This is a genomic window from Terriglobus roseus DSM 18391, assembly GCF_000265425.1.
Taxonomy (GTDB): domain Bacteria; phylum Acidobacteriota; class Terriglobia; order Terriglobales; family Acidobacteriaceae; genus Terriglobus; species Terriglobus roseus.
Map to the genome: position 1 here is coordinate 1,286,534 of NC_018014.1, position 22,020 is coordinate 1,308,553.

Sequence of the window (22,020 nt, forward strand, 5' to 3'; positions counted from 1 at the left end):
TTTCGGAGACACATCATGCCAGAGAAGAAGAATGCACCGGAAGGCTGTGCAGCCGAGACGAGGGCGCTCGCTGCGACCGGCCACAGCGTACGCGGCATCGCGGCGTACTTCGGTACGTCTGTCGATACGTTCAATCGCTGGATGGATGAAGATGCAGAGCTTGCCGAGTGCTTCGCAAATGGGCGCGAAGCCGAACGCATGACCCTGCATAACTCGCTTTACGTTGCAGCCACGCAGAAGGCCAACGCGACCGCCGCGATGTTTTTGCTAAAAGCTCGCCATGGCTACAGAGAAGGCGATCAAAGCGAGCAGTCCAACCGCGTACAGATCGTCTTCAATCTTCCCGGTGCGATGACCGCAGAGCAGTACAAGACGATCGAAGCCGTCGCTACGGCTAAGCCAAAGAGGGTGGATGATGGTCGCGAATGAAGAGCTAAGCCTCAATCCGTTTCAAGAGAACCTGATGACAATTCCTGAGAGCTTCGACGTGTTCTTAGGTGGTGGTCGTGGCGGTGGCAAGTCATACGGACTTGCATATCTGGCGCTGCGCCATGCAGAGCAGTACGGAGTCAAGGCTCGCATTCTGTATTTGCGAAAGACGTACAAAGGGCTGTCAGACTTCGAGCTTGTGACGCGTGAACTGTTCGGCAAGGTCTATGGGACGGAAGCCAAGTACAACGCAGCCGAGCACGTTTGGCGCTTTCCTAATGGCGCGTACATGGAACTTGGACAGCTTGAGACAGCATCGGACTACACGAAGTATCAGGGACGTTCATTTACGCTGCTCATGATTGACGAGGCAGGACAGTTCGCTGATCCGTCGCTTCTGGACATGATGCGCAGCAACCTGCGCGGCGCAAACAAGATCCCGATTCGCACGGTGATCGCAGCCAATCCGGGCGGACCTGGGCATCACTGGATAGCGAAGCGCTATGTCTTCCAAACCGCGCCATGGACACCGTTCTATGAAGTCAAGAGCAAGCGCGAATGGGTCTACGCGCCGAGCACGTTCGACGGTAACAATCAGATTGACCGTGAGCAGTACCTAGATCAGCTTGAATCGTCATGCCCTGATGACCCTGAGTTGCTACGCGCATGGCGCGATGGCGACTGGACTGTCATCCGTGGTGCGTACTTCGCCGAGTGCCTGTCCGAAGAGCGCAACGCTGTCCCGCCGTGGAAGACGCTGCCTGCACCTGATGAGGGCTGGCATGTCTTCCTTACCCATGACTTCGGCAGTGCTGCGCCGTCTGTCACATACGTTCTGGCGAAGAGCCCCGGCGCAGAATGGGAAGGACGTTTTTACACGCGCGGCTCATTCGTCTTAGTCGATGAGCTTGCTACCCATAAGCCCAATAACCTAGCCGTTGGCATGGGATGGAACGTCGATCAAACCGCGTCGGCTATCCGCGAGCTTTGCGCTAAGTGGGACATTGACGCCGATGGAGTAGCTGATGATGCGATCTTCGCACGGACGGGCGCAAGCGCGGGAAGCATTGCAGAGGAGTTTCAACGGGCAGGCGTTCATTTCACTCGTGCGGGGAAGGCAGATCGCATCACTGGATGGCAGACCATGAAACGTTTGCTTGCCAATGCGGGTAAGCCTGACATCGCAGGCCTATTCATCAGTAGATCGTGCGCCTATTTCTGGGCAACTGTGCCCTACGTCGCAAGGGATGAGCGCCGTGCCGAAGATGTTGACACAAGCTCGCAAGACCATGGGGCAGATGCCTGTCGTTACGGCATCTTGGCTCGCGAATATGCGCACCATGTTCCGGTGAAATGGCAGAGATAAGGCCGTGTCGAATTGTCGCGCAGCTATGTCGTGCTGCGTTGCCAAGCGCGACATACCCAGGCAATTAACATTAGTAGTCTTTCTTCTTGTCGAGGTCTTGACGGTCGCAAATCCCGGGTTATTGTGGATTAACCGCACTTACTTTATTGCGGAATAAATACACCGAGAGAGTGACCGCCCATGCCCGCATTGACTAAGAAGGGACCAACATCAGCCCGCTCAGAGACGGTCGCCGTTCGCCTTGACGCGAAGGTCCGCCATCTCGTAGAGCTTGCTGCCAGAGACCAGCAACGCAGCTTGTCGAGCCTCGTGGAAACGATCATCCGCAAAGCCCTCTCCGATGGTTCATTCGCTCAGGCACCCAATTATGGCCTGGACATCACCAAGCCCGCCGCGCGTGCGCCTATGTGGGGTGAGGGCTTCTGGGATACAGACCCGGCAGATAGGCTCTACCTACTTGCAACGGGTCGCCCTGACCTGATGACCGAGCAAGAGGCAGGCTTCTGGAAGCTGTCGAGTGGAAGCCTCGTCGCTCGTGGTGAGCGTTTGACCCTGGATAGCTACCGTGCGGCATACCATCACGCTGCGTATGACAAGACGCATCTTGAGAAAGGTGATGACGCATGAGCGAGCAGATCAATCAAGAATTAGCGACGCTTCGTCAGACTGTAGCCGAATTGACGCAGAAGAATGCGACACGCAAAGCACGCATCACGGACCTAGAGGCTCAGCTTGCGGCATCGCAAGGCGCTGCACAAACTGCACAAGCAAGCCTGCACACCATGCTAGTGACGCAACCCATGCAGACCCTTGCCGCAGCGATCAGCCCGACGCCTGAACTGTTCCTGTCTGAGCTATCGCGTATCGGTTACAAGGTCACGAGCAACGATGGCAAGCTTACTCTGACGGACGCCGACGACAAGCCGGTCGAAGGCGCAGAGATGACGACTGACGGGCTACGTAAGCACTTGCTAAGCGCGGACGCCAAGCATAAGAATTTCGTTCATCTCATGACGCTTTCGAGGGCATCGGGCGGCGGTGCGTTAGGACAGTCGCAGTCCAATGGTCTTCCTCCTGCTGATCGCTCTGACAAGCCTGTAAGAACCCAACGTCCGCAGTTCGGATTGAGGTAAGCCATGGAACCCCTACTTGTGTCTGTAGTGGAAGCTGCCCAAGCCTGTGGGATATCTCGGTCCGCGATGTACGAGCTTTTAGCGGAGCGGAAGATATCCAGCATGAAGATTGGCAAATCGCGTTTGGTCGAAGTCGCTTCGATCAAAGCATTCGTAGCCAGTCTGCCAACCGATGACGTACCTAAGCTCAACAGGAAGGATGTGGTGTCATGAACATCATCGAACGAATCATGCCGCCCGTATTCGTGGGAGGACCGCTCTCCTCCGGACGGGTCGATACGCCGGATCGCAATGCGGGTATCCCGCACTTCGGCGATAGCACGTTCTTTCGCATGAATCCAAAGCGCAAGACGGCAGTGCGTGCGGCCTACCCACAAGAGTTCGATCAGCTTGTACCAGCGGAAGTTAGAGCCGAGCTGCCGAAGATGCATGTCCTTGTGACAAAGCTGAGCGAAGGTGTCCATCTTGTCCTGCCCGTCTACAGGACGAACCGCCCGTTCTGGACTGAGCCGAAGAGCGATGCCGAAGCAGCCGTCACGGTCGAAGCAATGGCTCGGATGGGCGGCTGGGACTTGGCTGAGATGCAAGCCTTCGCAGCCAAATACTGCACAGACGATCTAGTCAGCCCCACCGTTCACTAAGGATCACATCATGACGAACAAAGACGCTGCCATTGCCCTGGCAAGCGAACGCCTCACCGTGTTCGGCTGCGGTCCAGATAAGAAGCCTAAAGGCCCGTGGAAGGACGTCACTGTACGTCCCGCATGGCAGGTTGGTATGGGATGGCATGATGACGACTTGCCAGCGATCCCGGTAGGTAAGCACAACATGGTGGTCATAGACTGCGATGTCGCCAAGCCGAACAGACCGGACGGGCGAGTAGCGTTCGCAGCTTTATGCACGCGCGAGAGCATCGACCTATCGAGTGCGTTCGTGGTAACGACGCCGAGCGGTGGCTTGCACTTCTATTTCAAGACGGACGTGCCGTACGGCAATAGTCCCGGCGCTCTGCCTGCCGGTATCGACGTCCGAGGACGCGGCGGCTATGTGGTCGGTCCTGGCGCTGTAATGCCCGATGGCCGGACCTATCGGCACGATCACGGCTCATGGGAAGCAATCCCTCTGCTGCCCGAAGCCCTCGCCAAGTATCTGCGAGCGAAAGACGACGCGTCCCTCTCGATAGGCGCGTCCGCTGAGACTACAGACGCGCTCGCACCTGTCTCAGCGACAGCGAGCGATCCTGAGAGCGCTGGCGAAGTCCTGCCCATTGCTACAGACAGGGACAAGACCTACGCTGAGCGAGCGCTAGAGGCTGAGGTCGCTAAGCTCTCAGCGCTCGGTCCTGGGGGACGGCGGAACGCGGGTCTAAACGATGCCTGCTTTGTCATGGGAACGCTCGCCGCGAATGGCAGCATCGAAGCTCAGCACGTAGCGGAGCGGCTGTACGCCGCAAGTGTCGAGAATGGTCATGTCGCGAAGCATGGACATGAGCAGACAGCCGCGACGATTGAGAGCGGCATCCGGGCCGGAATGAAAAAACCGCGTCCCTTGCTTCCTGACGGTCCTGACATTCCACTGCAAGCGCTTCTAGACTCAGCCACGACTGCAAAGCAAGCCATCGCACCAAAGCCTATAGGCAAGCGAGCCGTGTCGCTTCTGCAAGGCTCACAGATTGTGGAAGAGCCTATCTCGTGGCTATGGGAAGGCTATCTGCCGAAGGGTAAGCTGACGCTACTCGCAGGCGCAGGCGGTACAGGCAAGAGTACGCTCGCATTTAATATGGCTGCGACGATCACCAACGGCACGCAATGGCCCGACGGGACGCTTTGTCCGCAGACTGGCAATGTCCTCATCTGGAGTAGCGAGGACGATCCCGCTGATACGATCAAGCCGCGCCTAATGGCCGTGAACGCAGACCAAACACGCTACGGCATCATCGCAGGCACGATTGACGAGAACGGCGAGCGTGATGCGTTTGACCCGGCGCGAGACATGGAAAGTCTGCGCGAAGCAGTCACGCAGATTGGCGGTATCAAGCTGCTGATCATTGATCCGATTGTTACGGCTGTGACAGGCGACATGCACAAGGCGAATGACGTGCGCCGTAGCTTGCAGGCCATCGTTGACTTCGCATCCGAGATGGATTGCGCAGTCCTGGGCATCACTCATTTCGCCAAAGGGACCGCAGGCAAGAACAGTGCAGAGCGCGTCATTGGCTCGCAGGCATTCGCCGCGCTCGCTCGCATGGTGCTAGTCGCAGCGCGCGAAGAGGACTCAGAACGCCGCGTCTTCACGCGTGCCAAGTCGAACAACTCTGTTGATACAGGTGGATTCAGCTACACCATCGAAGCGCTCATGCTGCACAGCAACATCGTCGCAACACGCGTGGTTTGGGGTGAAGCCTTGGAAGGATCGTCCCGTTCCATTTTGGCCGATGTCGAAGACGAGAAGAAAGACGAAGATGAGAAAAGCCAGCTGAGTAGGGCGCAGCAGTTCTTGCTTGACTCGATGCGGCACGGACCTGTCCCATCGAAGGAACTGATGGAACATGCGAGGGAACTGCACGGCATCTCAGCAAAGACATGCCGCCGCGCAAAGGACGCGCTAGGCATCACCGCGCATAAAGCAAGCATGACCGGTGGATGGCTTTGGCAACTTCCGGTCGCGCGATCTTGACCACCTTGGCCATCTTCGAAAGTGTTCAAGATTCCTGTATTACTAGTTTCTTGACCTTCTTCATGATCTAAAGGACTTACGAGATATATGACTGACCATCTTCGAAGATAGGGAATCTTCGAAGGTGGGCAAGATGGTCATCAAAAGAAGTAATACGAGAATTGGGCATCTTCCATGAGCATCTTCGTCGGTAGCCCTTCCGAGCCGATCCTCACGATCCGTAAAAAAAGATTCGACATCCATCGAAGTTTGCGACTCGTCATGCACTCGCTGTGCTGTAGCTCAGGCTTGGCTTGTTGGCTCGGACAGTGTTGCCGATGTAATCCGGCGATAGATGCGCGTAGTGTTTGATCGCCATGGCTGTACCGCTGTGGCCAAGCTGATTAGCGATGACTTCGATCTTCGTCCCGTTCTGAATCAGCAGGGAAGCAAACGTGTGCCGAAGATCGTGGAACCGTACAGGGCGCTTGATATGGGCAGCGCGAAGCACAGTCTTCATTCTCTGCTGCTGGTTCGATTTGTTCCATGCCTCACCGTCTGAGCGCCGAAGCAATAGCTCGCTAGGCGACTTGTCCTTGGAGACCGCCGCGAAGAAAGCGCCTTCAGCATCCGTTAGGAATATGTGCTTCGTCTTGCCAGTCTTGCTCTGCATAAGAGACACGACGTTCGTGCGCGGATCGAACGCGCTCGCCTTGAGGCCGCATAGCTCGCCGTAGCGACAGCCTGTGATGAGCGCAGCTTGCACTAGGTTCTTGAAGTCATCCGGGCATGACGTGATGAAGCGCTGCGCTTCATCGCTAGTCAGGTATTCATTCTTTGGCTTGTCCACGTTCTCAAACTTCGCTACGGTCTCCCATGACGCTTTGCTGCTGACGTGCTGGTTGTTGTATGCACGGGTCAGCAGAGCCTTGAGATCGTTGAACACGCGGTTAGCTGAGTCCTTACGCTTGCGGCGCGTCTCAGGATCATCATGCTTGTAGACCACCTTGCTCATCCGTGACGGCGATAGTTTCTTCGTGCTCTGCAAGCGGCGCTGTACCTTGAGCGGTGCCTTCTCTGCGAGGTCGTGCAGCCATTGCTCCACCTGTCTGCGAGTGAGCTTGGACACTTCGACAGCGCCGAGAATGGGCAGGATGTGCATGTCTACGTTCGACTGCGCCGTCTGCTTCCCGCGCTCGCTACCATCCCAACGCGAGAGCCAATCGTTCGCGGCATCCTTGACGCTGTATTTCCCCAGGTGGACGCCGCTAGCGTCGGAGCGAGTGACAGAGCCGAACCACGCCTGCGCCGCTTCTAGAGCCTGCTGGAAGCTCAGGACGTGCGTTCCGTTGGCCGGTGCCGTATCGTCCGCGCTGCCCAGTGCCTGAAAGCGCCTGCCGTGCTCGCGCGTGTAGTACCGGGCGATCCATGTCCCACCGATGTCCTGCCGACGATAGCCGAGATGCTGCCCTTCGGCGATCAGATGCCAGTACGGATCGCGGCGCTCGGTGAGCTTTACGCGGACGGTGCGATTGACGATGCGCGGGTTGTTGGCTGTGCGTGGCATAGGGACTCCGTACGTCATAGCGTACGTCATAGATCGTCCCGTACGTCATAAAATCGTCGTGGACGGAGGACTTTATTTGTTTGCGCCAAACGTCACAGAACCCGCATGGATGTTGGTCTAGGCTGCATTCCATGTGTATCCATGACCGTGTAGCAATTCATGCGTTTATCGCCTTCACACGGTGGAAGTCGTAGGTTCGAATCCTGCTGTGCCCACCATCAAATCAACAACTTGGCGACACTGGCGAAATAGATTTGATGCCACTTGATGCCAAACTACACCGTCTAGCATCAACCGCGCCGGGTGTACCGGCTACACCCTTCTACGTCGCCTGCTGCTGTGTTGCTGCTGATGTGAGCATCGCGTAGATCGAGCCGACCATCTGCTGCACACTCTCTGGCAGTTCCTGCATGTACTCGTTCGCTGTCGTGTCCGCTCGCGAGTGCCGCAGGTGAGATTGAATGTCCTTCACGGAACCAAGATTCTGGGCTCGAGTCGCCATCGTGCGGCGGAGCACCTGAATTCGCGTTCACCGAGACTGTGGGGGATGCCGATTGCTACATCCCGTGGAGCGCCTCCTAGGCTCCAGCGCTGCTGCCATGGATCAAGCTGAAACCAGGTGTCACTGCCTCAGAGGCGGATTCTGACTTCCAGGTTTATCTCAAGGACTTTCAGAGACAAAACCCGACGCACTTTCCAAAACACTTCCATGTAGATGTTCAACCCATAGCGAAACCATACCTCTCGCGGACCGGACGAACACTGTCTCTACTCTTTGTTTCGGTCGTACTGCTTCTTCTTATCGGCTGTGCGAACTGTTCCGTACTACTGCTTGCCCGCGGAGAGACGAGCGAGCGGGAGCTTTCGATCCGCTCCGCGCTAGGGGCCAGCCGCTTCCGGCTAATACGGCAACTGCTGGTTGAGTCTTTGACGATTGCACTCTCTGGCACAGTGCTGGGCGTAGCAATTGCGTTGTGGTTTTCGCGGATGCCGCTGCAACTTATGCCTGACCTATTCCCTCATGAGGCCGTTGCAACGGTGAATTGGCCTGTTCTCGGTTTTTCCGTGGCGATAGGAGTCGTCGCGGGTATCGCCTTTGGGCTTGCTCCAGCACTTCGGTTTTCCCGACCCGATATTGTCCAGATCATCCAGGCACACGGCCGCAGTCAGATGTCGCCGAGAGGGAGCTCGCTTCCACTGCTCGTTGGGGCTCAAACCATTCTGACGTGCATTCTTCTTAATGCCGCATTCATGGCTCTTGCTGGCTTCCGTCACATCACGACCATGGATCTCGGGCACGACCCTCATCACGTGGGTTTCATTGGACTCCCGCTGAAGATCGATCCAACAAAGAACCAGCAGGCCTATGCGGATCACATTGAAGCGCTGGCCGATACCGTGGCGACCGTTCCGGGAGTGGTTTCGGTCGGTGTCTCATCAACCGGGATACCACCCTCTCAACCCTTCGGGGGGCTTGGGTCGCCGGCGCCATTCGAGTTCCTCGGAGAAAAGCCGCAGGAGACAACGCGGGCACTTATCCAACTTGTTAGCCCCGGCTTCTTCGAGACGATGAAGATCCCCCTCCTGCGAGGGCGTCTCTGGTCGAACGATGAAAACCGCAAGGGAGATTTCGTGGCCGTAGTGAACGAGTCCTTCGTGAACCGGTATATGAAGGGGAAAGGTGTCTTGGGTGCGCAAGTGCGGTCCGAGGCGCTCAAGAACGATGGCGGACCTGCCAACATTACTTCTCCCTCGAGTGGAGAGTGGCGTCAGATCATCGGTGTCGTTGCCGATGCGCGCAATGACGGCCTCGAAAGGCCGGTCGCCCCTGCCATCTACGTTCCCTACAGCGCGTTCATGTGGAATGATGCCCAAATCTTCTTCCGGTCTACTGGGGCTCCAACATCCATCGATCGCTCTCTCCGGCGCGCGCTTCATGGCATGGATGCAGAACAGAGGATCGGTGGCAACAGGATCGAAACGCTGGAGCACGTCCTGAGTGTGCAGACAATCTGGGTGCAGCAGCACATGCTCTCAGTGCTCTTCACGGTGTTCGGTGTGATTGCGTTGGCGCTCTCGCTCTTCGGCATCGCAAGTAGCGCCTTGTTCCTGGCGAATGGGCAAAAGAAGGAGATCGGGATACGTCTGGCCTTGGGAGCATCACGGGGGCACGTGTTGTGGACGGTCATGAAGCCAGTTCTTCTAATCGTATCGCTCATGGTTCTCATTGGGTTATCCGTGAATCTCGCCCTGGCGCGGATATTTGGGCACTGGATGCAGATCGATCATTCTTCCTTCGGAGGCTCGCTCTCCGTAGCATTGTTGCTGCTGCTTGCTTCAGCGCTGGCTTGCCTCGGGCCGGCGCTTCGGGCGTCTCGCTTGGATCCACTTCCTATTCTTCGTGACGTTCTTTGAACGCATTCGCGCGGACATGTCGAACTGGTCTGATGTGGAACTCGCTGCTTTCAAAGCCACCCCGAGCAGGGCAAGGCGGACTGCAGCCGCATTGAGCAGACCCCACATGAGGGCGAAGAAGCGCTGGCGTTGGCCAGGCTGTGCGCTCTTGGGCGGGACTGGGAAGGCACTTATTCCGCAGCGCGCTGGTACACACGTAAGTCAGCTCCACCGGAGCAAGCGGCCCACCTGCCCGTTGGCTTTGCTCTGCTGCTAAAGGCCGACCTGAGTCTACAGGCAGTGGCACGAGCCCTTGAGGATTTAAAGAAGCTGTACGAACGAGTGCCCTTCGACGAAGACATAGATTCGGTTTTTACCTACGTGATAATTGCACTCGAGGTCATGCGACCCGACGACGGGATCGCAGCGGCTAGGATGCGGCAGGCTGGGCTCCTCGACGCCGTCTCCGGAAAGAAGCCATCATTGCCTTCCGGGAAAGCTGAGGCCGAGGCCTGGCACTTCCTGGCGCTGTTACGCGCCGCTGGGCAGACGGACGCTGAGAAGACCGAGAGAACATTGCTCCTTGGGGCCATTGCTGCTCGCACGGCCCCTCTTTCAGCAACAGACCAGTACACCGCTCAGCGTGGCCGAGCCGCGTACGAGTGGCTGGGGAGAGAAGCCCCAACGATCCAAGTGGCGCGAAGCACCTACCCGCCAGTTATCACCAGACGGGCTCCTGTCACTGCAAGAGCGACGTTGCTGGTGGTGGAGATGGTCGATGCGGCAGATGCACCTGCGCTCTCCCTCGCGATGGATTCGCTTCGCAGTCACCTGCAGCCGGGAACGGAAGCGAGGCTAGTGTTGATAGGCACACGGCCAGCCCCTGCGAAACGCACGGCGAACCCTCCCTCAATCCGTGCTGACTACACGAACGATGCACTGCTTGAGACCTTGAGCATGGAGTCGGGGCCGGCGCTCGTTTTGCTTGGTGCTGATCATCGCGTGAGGTGGGTAGGGACTGGTGCCGCTGCGTGGCTCAATCCGCAGCAGCAGGCCGAAATCCTGCTCTCCCGAACAGCTTCGCAGTAGAGCGATGCGAACTAGGAAAGCTCAAATATCGGACAATGAACAGACTTAGGGAGGTTCTTGGTTGCTGAAGATCGCTGCTGTCGTCTTAGGCTGTTGTCTTGATAATTAAGTAGCTAAGTTCTGTTCGCGCGCAGCTGCATCAGCCTCTTCATTACCGTCAATATTCCCTACCTCAACGGATACGTACAGCAATGTTCTTTACCAAATGTCGGCGATTAAGTGCGAAAGTATGCTGCTGCGGTAGTGCGAGAGCTCCTTGTCCGCCCTGTGATGGTAAGCTTCCTGCGTGCCAAGGCTGCGCTCCAAATGGCATACTAAGGCCCACCGCGAGAGGAATCCCTGTGCCTCGGGCTTTCATGCATCTATCGTGGTCAATGAAAACTACTGTTTCTGCTCCACGGGCAGCAGCCAGACCTCAGCTATTTGTCCGCCTCGGCCACCACCCCCAGCGCCGTAGGGTCGGCTCCATTCGAGCGTAAGTTCACCCTTGTGGATGAGTTCTGCGTTTACTGGCAACTCCATTTGCTCGGGATTGGAAGCTCGCACGCGCGCGGCGAGCAGGGTCACACCATTCGCTTTCAGTTGCATCGGCAGCTTGTACTCCTCACCTGCGTAGGTTATCCGAAGCGTGTAGGCAGTTGCCCCTTTTAGGCCGGTGTAGTGAAGCTGCAACGGCTGCTCGTAGAGAGTCTCTGCATAGTCAAGCCATGAGAGTCGCCATCCCTTCTCGAGCGTCTCGTCGGCGATCCCATCGATTGATGAGTGATAGAGTTCCGGATCGGATTGCCAACCGCTCCCTTTCACCAGTTGCGCCTCGCTCGCGGGATCACCCAGATCGTCATAGAGCGCGCCGGGGACGGGATGCGACCAGTTTGCGATACGGGAGAGTTTTTCCCTCTGCTCGCTATTACGCAACGTCCCTGCCTTATTCAACTCGGTCTCAAGCCAGGTGCGGTCGTTCAAAGGTGTGTCAATGCGATCGAAGTTGGCCCCGCGTTCCCAATTCGAAGCACCATAGAGCTTGACGCTGAGCTGCAGGCCACACTCCTGAAACAACGCCGATGCTAAGCTCGTGAGCGACGTGTGCAGCTTCCGTTCCTCTGCATCCGGCGCGCTGTTGCGCAGCGCTCTCATGGCCCCCTCAATGCGTGTTGAGGGGGGCGATGTATCGTCGGCGACTACCTTCAGAGCCGTTTGTTCAGAACGCAGCTCCCGCAGGCGTTTGATCTGTAAATAACGGTCGTACGAACCTCGATACAGTAGGCTGTCCCAGCGCCAGTTCTTGACCGAGTTTGCAGGATGAAGTTTTTCAAGCTTTGCGAGCACAGGTGCGATGCCGGTGTTTTGCAGCAAAGGGCCATCCCAATTCCGCTCAAGCCCTTCAACGGCCGATGCGATTCGTTCGTCATCCGCTGGAGCAGCCTGAAAGAAGTAACGAGCGTAGTCGAGCAAGGTGTTGTGAGTCGGACGTTCCAGACTCCATCCCCAGCCTCCCCAAAGAACCTTGTTGATGTCGTCGTTCACACCCTCTGAGTAGACGATGAAGCCGTTGTTGTAGGGGTAGAAGTGCTTGTAGATATGCTCAAAGCCTGCAGGCCGTGGATCAATCGGCTCTCTACCTTCGGTCAGCGCGAAGATGGGATCCCACTTGGGCACGGGAAACTGCGAATGCATGGCGTGCGCTGTATCGGGATAGAATTCGATGGGATACGCGGCAGGAATCTTTGCTCGTTGTTGTTCCATGCTTTCGCGTGACTGCGGGCCGAAAAAGATGCCGCTCAGGTAAGCCGGGTGTTGTTCCAGCAGTTCATAGAAGCGCTTGTATCGTTCCGCCGTGAATCCCTGGGCGGAGACCCACACCTCGGCCTTTGGATGGTAACGATGAAGGATCTCTGCCTCTTGTTCGATCAGCGGCAGCAGAACTTCCGGGGCCGTGTGTCCCGGGTCGCCACCAGGAACGTGGATCGAGTCAACACGCGGCAGCTTGCGGATAAGGTCTTCGAACTGCCTCAGTTCCTTTGCTGACTGATCGGGATCCGCATAGTTCTTCGCCATCTCGGGGTAGAAGAGATCGAAGCGGAGATCGTAGTCCTGGCTCATCTGCGACAGACCCAGCACGGTAGTCTCAGCGGGAGCGGGGAAGAGCGGGCTTGTCGGGTCGTCGTCAGAGATCGGCGCGACGACCTGCATGGTATTTAAACCGAAGACGGCCATGTCGAGCATCTGCTGGCGGAACTGGTCCAGCGTCCACGCGTCGTAGGTGTTGTTCTTCATGCGATACCCAATCTGGTAGCCGCGCACGTTCCGGTCGGGTTTCGTTGTGTACGAATTTGTAAACGGCAAGTGCAATGTTCGATGATCGTAAGTGGCAGAGCGCAAGAACCAACCCACGGCGAACAATTCGCCACGCTCACTCGCCGCAGAGAGGATTAGCGTCTTGTGCGTGCCACGCCCAAGACTTGTGACGCTATAGCCTTCCTGGCCTATTGGACGGCTCTCGCGCTTCTGCTGCCACATACCCAGTTCCGCGGGCGATAGAAGAGATGGCATCTGCTGCTCAGTGCCTACAATCAATCGATCCGTCGAACCAGCCTTATCCCTGCCCGACATGGATACCTGCTGGCCACGGTCGGCAAGCTGCTTCAGTAAAAAATCGAAATAGCGCATCTGGACCGGCGTCCGCGGTTGCGCTACCAACACCAATCGCTGCGCAACAGCGCCGTGTGAAAGCGATAGGAAAAAGCACGAGAAGATGGCGAGACGCAGACGCATTAGGAGACCTGTCTAGTAAGGTCGAACGGCGAAACGTTCGTTGGCACTGCAGATGCACGTGGAATTATCTGTGAGGCGGCCGGGAGGATTTCGGATTCGCAGAGCGTGAAGCGGCGAAGTTCCTTCCGACTTGAAGGTGGCCATCCCAACAAAATACACACTGTCGACAGTTTCTGTCATATGATGGCCTGAAATGAAGACCGGACTCGACGTAAAGCTGCTCAAAGGTATTGTTGTGCCAACTGTCACTCCTCTGACTCGTTCGGGGGCTTTGGATGAGGTGGCTTTGCGCTTGCTTTTGTCTCGAATCGTTGCGGGTGGGGTGTCCGGGATCTTCGCGTTGGGGACTACTGGGGAGGGGCCTGCGCTGGGTCGCGGTATTCGGCGGCGCGCTGTTGAGGTTACTTGCGAGGTGGTAGATGGGCGGATGCCGGTGGTGGTTGCGGCGATTGAGACATCGGTCGATGATGTTCTGCGGACGAGTGAGCATGCTGCGGCGGCAGGGGCGGATGCGATTGCGATTGCGCCTCCTTTTTACATGGCGCTTGGGCAGGCGGACATCGTTCGGTTTGGGCGGCAGGTGGCGGATGAGTCGAAGCTGCCGGCTTACCTTTACAACGTTCCCTTCGGGAACCTGCCGCAGTTCAACGTGCGGGTGCTAGAAGCTCTCAGTGGACTGGATCCCATCCTTGGCTTGAAGGACAGCTCCGGTGACTTTGAGCAGTTGAAGCAGGCGATTGCGATCTTTGCAGGGCGCCCTGAGTGTTCGGTGCTTGTTGGGCCGGAGCGCATGTTGCTGGCGGCGCTGCGTGAGCGTGCGGATGGTGGCGTGTGTGGTGGTGCGAACCTGCTGCCTCACTTGTATGTGCATCTCTACGAGGCTTACCTGCGGGACGATGTGGCTCTTAGTGACGCATTGCAGCAGCGGGTCGTTGCAGTGGAAGAAGACTTCTATGGCGTGGGTGCTGCCGAGTCGGGACTTGTCCGCGGCTTGAAGACGGCGCTGGAGGTGCAGGGAATCGGGACTGCTGTGATGGCGCCTCCTTATGCCTCTCCGAGCGAGGAAGAGTATGCGGAAATCCGTAAGACGTTGCTGCGCTGGAAAGATGTGGCAGTGAGCGAAAAGCAAGTTATGGTTTAAGAGCTATGGCAAGACTGAAGAAGGTGGAGACGCAGGTGCGTCGCCCGACACGGCGTTCGACTGTTCCTGCGCGTGAGCGGGTTTACCAGCACATACGGAGCCAGATCAACAGCGGCGAGCTTGCGCCGGGTAAGCCACTTTCCGAATTGTTGCTGGCGAAGGAGCTTGGCAGCAGCCGTACGCCGGTGCGTGAAGCGATCAGTCTGCTGGTGTCGGAAGGGATCCTGGAGACGACCCACAACCGTGGGGCGCAGGTTCGTAAGCTGACGCGCAGCGACATCATTGACCTCTGTGAAGTGCGCGAGGCGATGGAGCTTTTTACTGCGGAGAAGGCAGCTCGTAATGGGCTTTTGCCGCAGGAGGTGGACGCTCTGACATCGACCATCGCTGGCATTCGTGAGCTTCGGGATTCTTTGCCGGATGTGCATAGCGCCCTGAATGACCAGGGGATGGCGCAGTTTACGCAACTGGATCGCCGCTTCCATGAGCAGATTGTGCGGCTCACGTTGAACCGGGCGATGCACGAGATTCTTCGTAAGGCGGGCGTGCTGGTTCAGATCTTTTCCATGCGTCGCAGGGGACATACGCGCGCCATGCTGGACCGTGTGCTGGATGAACATATGCGGATCGCCGAGGCTCTGCAGAAGAACGATCCTGAGGCTGTGCGGAGCCTGCTGGCGGCCCACATTCAGAACAGCATGCGGGAGCGCCTCGAAGAGTTCGACTCGTGGGAGCGTAGCCAGTTGATCTCACGGAAGACGTCGGAAGAGCGGCACGCCGAGGAAGCGATTCTGTTCTGACTTCCTGCTCTAAGGTGTGCTTCGCTGCCCATTTCGGCACAGAATGAGACGTCTCAGTCACCCCCTTGGACGGCTTCTGCGCGGTGTGCCAGCGACCTGCGTGCGCTGCCGCGCGATGCGCACCCCCAACCTCTGCAGCTACCGGGTCCATCTGAAGGGTACTTTCAGGTCGATAGACGGTTGTAATGCAGTGTTAGGGGATCTGTCGGCAGAAATAATCCAAACTGTCGACAATTCACTTGCCATTCATTCTTCACTTGCATTAGCGTGGCCTCACACACTGTTACAAGGATGTTGCGAAAGCGACGTGATCGCTGCTCGCAGGTTCGTGGGGGACGAAGAGATGTTGGGATGTTTGCGGAAGAAGAGTGGCACCTCGGTTCTGTTGAGCGCGGCGGCTGTCATGGTGGTGAGCACAGGGCTGCATGCGCAGACGATCACGGGCTCCGTCTCCGGCACGGTGACGGACGCTTCCGGAGCAGTGGTGAAGGGCGCGACCGTTACGGCCGTTTCCGCTGGCACCAATGCGAAGAGCACGGCTGTGACGAATGACGACGGCATCTACGCGCTGCGTTTTCTGCAGATCGGCCAGTACAAGCTGGTGGTCTCTGCCCCCGGATTTGCGCCGTATGCGGTCGGTCCTGTCACGGTGGAGACCAATCAGCAGTTGAAGCTGGACGCTGCGATGCGGCTGGATGGCGTGGCTGCGTCGGTGGACGTGAAGGCACAGCTGGTGCCGATCCTAAATGCCGAGAACGGCACCGTGAACCAGGTGGTGGACGCGCAGACGATCGATAACATCCCGATCAACGGCCGTAACTTTACGCAGCTGACCCAGTTCATGCCGGGTATCGCGTTGACGAATCAGAATCAATGGAACGGTGCTACCGGCGACCCGAACAACTCTGGCGTGCGCCAGCAGAGCGTGGCGACCGCGCCCTCTGTGAACGGCAATCGGCTGACGTCAAACAACTACACGCTGGATGGCATTCAGTTCTTCGACACGGGCGCGAATCTCTCCTTCGCCTTTGGCCTGCCGGGTTATAACCCAGCGCCGGAGGCAATCGACCAGGTGACCGTGGTGAGCACGAACCCGGCCGCGGAGTATGGCAGCGGTTCCGGCGGCCAGATCCTGACCATTCTGAAGAGCGGCACGAACCGGTACCACGGGTCAGTGTATGACTACCTGCAGAACTGGCAGCAGGATGCCAATACGTTTGGCAACAAGCGGAAGCCGGCCGGAACGGCACCCACGGAGCGTGGACATTACACGCAGCAGACGTTCGGTGCGACGTTTGGCGGACCTATCCTTCACGACAAGCTGTTCTTCTTTGTCGACTACATGGGATACCGCAAGCCGTCGTCTTCGCAGAGCCTGGTGAGCGTGGCCCCGGCTGCGTTCCGCCAAGGCGATTTCTCGGTCCTGCTGAGCCCTGCTTATGTTGCGCGTACCGGCACCGCCAAGCAGCTTTACAACTCGCAGGCTAACTTTGCGCCGTTCGCCGGGAACAGAAACATCCCGATCAACAATCCGGTGGCGCGTTACCTGTTTGCGCACCCTGAGATCTACCCGCTGCCGAATCAGCCTTCGACCGAGGCGGATGGTGTGAAGTTCAACTACCTGCCACCTGCTGTGAAGAGCCTGGCCCGCAACGACCAGGGCGATGTGAAGATCGACTATCGCATTGGCCAGAACGACAGCATCTTTGCAAGGGTGTCGATTGGGCGCGCGAACAGTGGCCCGCGTGGCACGAGCATTGCGACGCAGTTCCCGACGGTGCAGGATTTCCCGTTCACCAGTGCGATGGCCGACTGGACGCACGTGTTCTCGTCGTCGATCGTGAATGACTTCCGCGGTGGCTTCACGCGTATCGCCTATAACTCCTACAACGCCGACCTGGGCGGTGCGTTTGGCAACAGCGGTAACTCCACCGTGGGTGTCGCGCTGCCGGGTGCACAGGTGGTGCCGGGCTTCACACAGCAGAGCATGGTGGGATCCGAGCAGACCACGAGCAACCAGGTAACAGCGCTGGGAACGAATGGTCCGGGCCGCCTGGCACTGGATAACAACATTGAGTACAACGACCAGCTCTCCATCCAGCATGGTCGCCATCTGTTCAAGATTGGCGGACAACTGGTCTGGTATCAGAACAACTTCATCCCGAACACGTACGGTGCACTGGGTAACTTCAACTACAACGGCGTGTTCACCGGCCGGCCATCGGCCGGTATCTCAGAAGGCTATGACTTCGCGGATTTCGTGATGGGCTATGCCTCGGGGGCATCGATCAGCATTGGCGCCACCGGACGTGTAGGGCAGCGCCAGTTGCGCTCCGCAGCGTACTTCCAGGATGACTTCAAGGTGACGCCGAACTTCACACTGAACCTGGGACTGCGTTATGAGTACGACCAGCCGACGTACGAGGTGAAGAACCGCATTGCGAATGTGGATCTGAACACGGGGCAGTTGCTGCTGGCGGGTGTGAATGGGAACGGCCGGTCACTGTACAGCCCAACCTATCGTCAGCTGGACCCTCGCTTTGGCTTTGCGTGGTCGTTGAAGCCACGCCTGGTGCTGCGCGGCGGGTTTGCTTCGACGACGTTCATGGATTTCAACGGACTACTGAACCACTCTGCAAATCCACCGTTCAGCGCACAGGCAAGTCTGACCGCGTCTGCGCCGACGACGACTGCCGCGGGTACGCCGCTGAATCCTGCGACGGCGCTGCAGAATGTGAACGCCGGACCTTCGACGAGTTACACGGCGTGGAGCCCACGTCTGCGTCCTGCCTTTGTGCCTTCGTTCGATCTGACGGTGGAATACCAGTTGAGCAACACGCAGTCACTGATGGTGGCGTACGTGGGCAATGTTGGATCGGCACTGCTGAACATGCGTGTGGGCAACCAGTGGACGCGCTATAACGATGCAACGTCGGCACCGTACCGCAACCTGGTGGGATCGTCGGGAACAGTCACGATCTTCGAATCGCAGGCGAACCAGAACTACAACGCGGGCGAGGTGGTGTATCGCAAGCGCGCAAGCCATGGCATCACGTTCAACGCAAACTATACCTTTGCGAAGAACCTGACGAACGCTACGGGGCTTGCGTTGCCGTCGAACATTGCGGGTTATTCGAACGTGCCGCAGAATTCGTATGATCTGCGGTCAGAGTATGGTCCTGCAGGTTATGACATCCGCCACATGTTCACGTCGAGCTTTGTTGCTGAACTGCCGTTTGGCCGCGGACGCGACTTTGCAAACCAGATGCCGCGAGTACTGGATCTGGTGATTGGCGGATGGAAGGTAAGTGGCAATGCGACGCTCTACTCCGGTTTCCCGGTAACGATCCAGGCGAGCAATGCGTTTGGCGGCAACCAGGGGACGGGCCGCGCGAACCATTACCGCAAGCTGGTGATCAAGAACCGGACGACCACGAACTGGTGGGGAACGGACCCGTCGGCACAGCAATGCTTTGGTGCAGACAACGGTGTCTGCGCGTACGGCGCGGCGCTGCCGGGAACGTTTGGCACTTCGGGTGTGGGTACGGAGCGTTCCGCCGGGTTCGTTGGTGTGGATGCGGCGGGCATGAAGGACTTCACGTTCTACAAGGAGCACAAGCTGCAGTTCCGCGCGGATGCTTACAACGTGGGCAACATCTCCTCGTATAACAATCCGGGACGTACTGTTACTGCGACCACTGGATGGGGACTCATCCAGAGCACACGGTCTCAGCAGCGCCAGATCCAGTTTGCCCTGAAGTACCTGTTCTAAGAAGATGATGCAGTTCCAGGAGCCGCAGGAGCAAATGCCTGCGGCTCTTTTCTATTGGTTGCATGGAGGCGTAATGAAGAAGTTATCGCGGCGTGAGTTTCTTTACACGACGGCTGCAGCAACACAGGTGCACGTTGCTGCGCGGGCATTTGGACAAGCACGCCGGCAGGGAAGCTTCTTCGACAGGTTTGGTACGGAGTACGTTGGCGTTCCGGCTGGGAGCTTCACCATGGGTGAAGCCTTACCGATTCCGCGTGAGATGTGTGAGCCGCTTGCTTACATGACACGCAGCGAGTTACAAGCGATGTTTCCGCACGGGGATCCTGCACGGTTTGTACTGTCCGATGATCTGTTTCTTCATGGCGATCCTGATGAGAGACCTGCGCAGGCGAAGATCGCGACACAATTTTCACTCGCTGCGACACAGGTGACCAATCGCGAGTATGAGCGCTTCGATCCGAAACACCGGGCAGTGCGCGGCAAGTTTGGTTATTCAAACGAAGATGATGACGCCGTTATCTATGTGAGCTGGCATGAGGCGGTGGCTTACTGTGCGTGGCTTTCGAAAGAGGAAGGCAAGGAATTCCGTCTGCCCACGGAAGCCGAATGGGAGTACGCGGCGCGAGCGGGTACGAGTACCCTGTTTGCCACGGGAAACAAGCTGCCTGATTACTACCTGAAGAACGCGCAAGTAATGGACTTTACCGCGGCGAAGGACAAGGTCAGCCTACGTGTGGGACAGACACCAGCCAATGCGTGGGGGCTGTATGACATGCATGGCAATGTGGAGGAGTGGGTTCATGACTGGTACGCCCCGCAGGCTTCACACGAGGGTGGGCCCGGTGATGGCATATTCAAAGTGACGCGTGGCGGAAGCCATGGGACCTTTGCGTATTATCTGCGTTCTGCGAATCGTGCCGCGGCGTTACCCGGGACGCGTGGTTTCACGATTGGATTCCGTGTGGCATGTGCTGCACCGTTGCCGCATGCGGCAGGTGCGTCTGCGCCGGTCGAGGTGGTGCGAGAGCATGTGAAGCGGCGCACGCTTAAGCAAGTGGAGCAGGGGCCGGAGGCGAGCAAGCCTTACTTCTTTGGGCCAGTGCCGTTTGTGAAGATTGCAGAGGGTTCGAGTGGGCCGCTGTACTCGTGGCATAACCATGACACCGCTTTGACGGAATGCCCTAACGGCGACCTACTCGCTGCGTGGTATACGTGCGCTCGTGAGCAGGGAAGAGAGCTGGGCGTGGCCAGCAGCCGTTTGCAATTTGGGGAACACGAGTGGAGTCAGGCCGCGCCGTTCTATGACACGCCGGATCGCAATGATCATTGTCCTGCGTTGTGGTTTGACGGTGAGGAGACGGTGTATCACGTGAATGGCACGGCGCTCTCGCATTATTGGGAGCCGTTACAGATTGTGTTGCGTGAGTCAAATGATAGCGGTATGACGTGGTCGAAGCCGCGTTATATTGCCCCAGATTTCGGGCTGCGTAACATGGTGTGTCAGCCTATCTTCCGGTTGCGAAATGGCTGGTGGGTCTTTGGTGCGGACGCGCATCCACAGGGGTCTGCACTGTGGTTGAGTAAGGACCGCGGCGCGACTTGGGAGTGTACGGAGGGAACAATCAACGGCATCCACGCGGCGATTGTTGAGCTGAAGGATGGCCGGCTGATGGCGCTGGGGCGTGGCGCGAATATTGATGGTCATCTGCCGATGAGCATCTCAGAAGACTATGGTAAGACGTGGAAGGCGCAGGCTACGGAGCTGCCGCCAGTTACTTATACACAGCGCTTTGCGATGACACGGCTGAAGGAAGGGCCGCTGGTGCTGGTTACATTTTTGCCGGATGTGTCGCAGCTGGGGCCGCAGCGCGCGACGGATCGGGAGCTGGCGAAACTGTGTATCTGCATCTCGTATGACGAGGGGATGACGTGGCCTGTGCGGCGTGTGCTTTCCAATGAGAAGACGGATTGCGGTGTGACGGGGATGAGCCATGGTCGCGTGTATCTTGGGCCGGGATATGCGGAGCCGACGGCTTACTGCTCGATCCTGCAGGCTCGTAATGGTGTGATCCATGTGCTGAGCAGCATGAATCATTACGCGTTTAATTTGAAGTGGGTGGAGTCAGGCGAGCACTGGCCGCAGGCTATGCCTTCGCGTGTGGATCTGCCGGTGAAGAAGGTGTTGGCAGTTACTTTATCCGCGCAGCAGATGCAGGAGTACCGGGTGGCGCGGACGCTTTGGACGAATGAGCGTACGGGCGCGATGGACACGATCGATCTGGTGAAGGGGTTCAGTGTCGAGGTTTCTGTCGCGCTCAGCCAGGCGGAGGACGAATACTTTGTAGTGCGTGCGTTTGCGCGGAGTGGATGCACGATGTGCAATCGCTACTGGTTACGGATTCGGCCGAAGCGCGCCGAGTACTGGTATGCGGGCGCATGGCAGCCGCTGGAAGGTGCGCGTGCGGGCGATGGGGAGCGGACCTATCGTATGTGTGTTCGCACCGATACGTGCGTCCAAATCTATGAGGGCGCGCGCGTCATTGGCACCTATCCCGCGTCTTACGAAATCGGATTTGCACCGCCCACTCGCGGGAACTGGATGGAGTGGGAGAGGCCTGCGGAGAGTATGACAAACGATGCGAAGATCAGTTTTGATACTGGAGGTCCTTTCCGAAAGGAGTAAGTGTTTGCCGACATTGCGGTGACTCGGATAGCTACTCGGTCGAAGAGGGCTGTTGGGTATTGCTGGCCTGGAGGCGCAGCCTGGACTGTGCAAAGTTTGTGCTGCAAAGCTAAAGTGTCGTTTGTCACACTAGGTGGCACACTTCTGACCACGCTATTTGGCACAGAAGCCGGTGCGGGAATCGAGCGGGAACAGCCTTCTGGGAGGCATCCTCTTTGT

At 57.7% G+C, this 22,020-nt stretch carries 16 protein-coding genes; 13 read left to right on the forward strand and 3 right to left on the reverse strand.

Annotated elements, in window-relative coordinates; translation table 11 throughout:
• Positions 1 to 15 precede the first annotated feature (15 nt).
• The 7 genes from TERRO_RS21875 to TERRO_RS22605 all read left to right on the forward strand — a co-directional run bounded on the left by TERRO_RS21875 (position 16) and on the right by TERRO_RS22605 (position 5,604).
• Complete coding sequence (locus tag TERRO_RS21875; RefSeq protein ID WP_014785026.1) at positions 16 to 429, forward strand: hypothetical protein; 414 nt, start codon at positions 16 to 18, stop codon at positions 427 to 429.
• Positions 413 to 1,795, forward strand: a complete 1,383-nt coding sequence (locus tag TERRO_RS05590) for a phage terminase large subunit (protein ID WP_081490595.1) — start codon at positions 413 to 415, stop codon at positions 1,793 to 1,795. Before TERRO_RS21875 ends, TERRO_RS05590 begins: the two co-directional genes overlap by 17 nt.
• 180 nt (positions 1,796 to 1,975) lie before the next feature.
• On the forward strand, positions 1,976 to 2,422 hold the full coding sequence (locus TERRO_RS05595) for a hypothetical protein (protein WP_014785028.1): 447 nt from the start codon (positions 1,976 to 1,978) through the stop codon (positions 2,420 to 2,422).
• The gene (locus TERRO_RS05600) at positions 2,419 to 2,928 is read left to right on the forward strand and encodes a nucleotide exchange factor GrpE (RefSeq protein ID WP_014785029.1); all 510 of its coding nucleotides are present in this window, start codon (positions 2,419 to 2,421) and stop codon (positions 2,926 to 2,928) included. The genes TERRO_RS05595 and TERRO_RS05600 overlap by 4 nt, the downstream gene beginning before the upstream one ends.
• 3 nt (positions 2,929 to 2,931) lie before the next feature.
• The gene (locus tag TERRO_RS23905) at positions 2,932 to 3,141 is read left to right on the forward strand and encodes a helix-turn-helix domain-containing protein (RefSeq protein WP_014785030.1); all 210 of its coding nucleotides are present in this window, start codon (positions 2,932 to 2,934) and stop codon (positions 3,139 to 3,141) included.
• Positions 3,138 to 3,569: a hypothetical protein gene (locus TERRO_RS05610; protein WP_014785031.1), complete on the forward strand. Its 432-nt coding sequence runs from the start codon at positions 3,138 to 3,140 to the stop codon at positions 3,567 to 3,569. The genes TERRO_RS23905 and TERRO_RS05610 overlap by 4 nt, the downstream gene beginning before the upstream one ends.
• Positions 3,570 to 3,579: 10 nt before the next feature.
• A complete protein-coding gene (locus TERRO_RS22605) occupies positions 3,580 to 5,604 on the forward strand; it encodes an AAA family ATPase (RefSeq protein WP_014785032.1) in 2,025 nt (674 codons plus the stop codon).
• A 259-nt stretch (positions 5,605 to 5,863) separates the two neighbouring features.
• Here TERRO_RS22605 and TERRO_RS05620 read toward each other — a convergent pair whose 3' ends face one another.
• Positions 5,864 to 7,150, reverse strand: a complete 1,287-nt coding sequence (locus TERRO_RS05620) for a tyrosine-type recombinase/integrase (RefSeq protein WP_014785033.1) — start codon at positions 7,148 to 7,150, stop codon at positions 5,864 to 5,866.
• Positions 7,151 to 7,472: 322 nt separating this feature from the next.
• Entirely contained in the window at positions 7,473 to 7,652 is a 180-nt protein-coding gene (locus TERRO_RS05625; protein ID WP_041592465.1) for a hypothetical protein, read from the reverse strand.
• Positions 7,653 to 7,939: 287 nt separating this feature from the next.
• Here TERRO_RS05625 and TERRO_RS05630 point away from each other — a divergent pair, with 287 nt between their 5' ends.
• Positions 7,940 to 9,565, forward strand: coding sequence for an FtsX-like permease family protein (locus tag TERRO_RS05630; RefSeq protein ID WP_342612582.1), 1,626 nt, complete (start codon positions 7,940 to 7,942; stop codon positions 9,563 to 9,565).
• A 279-nt stretch (positions 9,566 to 9,844) separates the two neighbouring features.
• Positions 9,845 to 10,633 (forward strand): hypothetical protein, encoded by a 789-nt coding sequence (locus TERRO_RS05635; protein WP_157178262.1) that lies wholly within the window; start codon positions 9,845 to 9,847, stop codon positions 10,631 to 10,633.
• Positions 10,634 to 11,014: 381 nt separating this feature from the next.
• Here the strand turns inward: TERRO_RS05635 and TERRO_RS05640 are convergent, their stop codons facing one another.
• On the reverse strand, positions 11,015 to 13,405 hold the full coding sequence (locus TERRO_RS05640; RefSeq protein ID WP_014785035.1) for a hypothetical protein: 2,391 nt from the start codon (positions 13,403 to 13,405) through the stop codon (positions 11,015 to 11,017).
• A 193-nt stretch (positions 13,406 to 13,598) separates the two neighbouring features.
• Between TERRO_RS05640 and TERRO_RS05645 the strand changes: the two genes are divergently transcribed.
• From TERRO_RS05645 to TERRO_RS05660, 4 genes are all read left to right on the forward strand, one after another.
• Positions 13,599 to 14,546, forward strand: coding sequence for a dihydrodipicolinate synthase family protein (locus TERRO_RS05645; protein ID WP_014785036.1), 948 nt, complete (start codon positions 13,599 to 13,601; stop codon positions 14,544 to 14,546).
• A gap of 5 nt (positions 14,547 to 14,551) precedes the next feature.
• A complete protein-coding gene (locus tag TERRO_RS05650) occupies positions 14,552 to 15,346 on the forward strand; it encodes a GntR family transcriptional regulator (RefSeq protein ID WP_014785037.1) in 795 nt (264 codons plus the stop codon).
• A gap of 355 nt (positions 15,347 to 15,701) precedes the next feature.
• The gene (locus TERRO_RS05655) at positions 15,702 to 19,118 is read left to right on the forward strand and encodes a TonB-dependent receptor (RefSeq protein WP_041592467.1); all 3,417 of its coding nucleotides are present in this window, start codon (positions 15,702 to 15,704) and stop codon (positions 19,116 to 19,118) included.
• A gap of 73 nt (positions 19,119 to 19,191) precedes the next feature.
• The gene (locus tag TERRO_RS05660) at positions 19,192 to 21,801 is read left to right on the forward strand and encodes an SUMF1/EgtB/PvdO family nonheme iron enzyme (RefSeq protein WP_014785039.1); all 2,610 of its coding nucleotides are present in this window, start codon (positions 19,192 to 19,194) and stop codon (positions 21,799 to 21,801) included.
• Positions 21,802 to 22,020: the final 219 nt, after the last annotated feature.

Bases quoted from the DNA above. Each gene is read 5' to 3' on its own strand.
- TERRO_RS05590 (WP_081490595.1), top strand. From the start codon at position 413: ATGATGGTCGCGAATGAAGAGCTAAGCCTCAATCCGTTTCAAGAGAAC.
- TERRO_RS23905 (WP_014785030.1), top strand. From the start codon at position 2,932: ATGGAACCCCTACTTGTGTCTGTAGTGGAAGCTGCCCAAGCCTGTGGG.
- TERRO_RS05625 (WP_041592465.1), bottom strand. From the start codon at position 7,652: ATGGCGACTCGAGCCCAGAATCTTGGTTCCGTGAAGGACATTCAATCT.
- TERRO_RS05600 (WP_014785029.1), top strand. From the start codon at position 2,419: ATGAGCGAGCAGATCAATCAAGAATTAGCGACGCTTCGTCAGACTGTA.
- TERRO_RS05650 (WP_014785037.1), top strand. From the start codon at position 14,552: ATGGCAAGACTGAAGAAGGTGGAGACGCAGGTGCGTCGCCCGACACGG.
- TERRO_RS05640 (WP_014785035.1), bottom strand. From the start codon at position 13,405: ATGCGTCTGCGTCTCGCCATCTTCTCGTGCTTTTTCCTATCGCTTTCA.
- TERRO_RS05660 (WP_014785039.1), top strand. From the start codon at position 19,192: ATGAAGAAGTTATCGCGGCGTGAGTTTCTTTACACGACGGCTGCAGCA.
- TERRO_RS21875 (WP_014785026.1), top strand. From the start codon at position 16: ATGCCAGAGAAGAAGAATGCACCGGAAGGCTGTGCAGCCGAGACGAGG.
- TERRO_RS22605 (WP_014785032.1), top strand. From the start codon at position 3,580: ATGACGAACAAAGACGCTGCCATTGCCCTGGCAAGCGAACGCCTCACC.
- TERRO_RS05645 (WP_014785036.1), top strand. From the start codon at position 13,599: ATGAAGACCGGACTCGACGTAAAGCTGCTCAAAGGTATTGTTGTGCCA.
- TERRO_RS05595 (WP_014785028.1), top strand. From the start codon at position 1,976: ATGCCCGCATTGACTAAGAAGGGACCAACATCAGCCCGCTCAGAGACG.
- TERRO_RS05610 (WP_014785031.1), top strand. From the start codon at position 3,138: ATGAACATCATCGAACGAATCATGCCGCCCGTATTCGTGGGAGGACCG.
- TERRO_RS05620 (WP_014785033.1), bottom strand. From the start codon at position 7,150: ATGCCACGCACAGCCAACAACCCGCGCATCGTCAATCGCACCGTCCGC.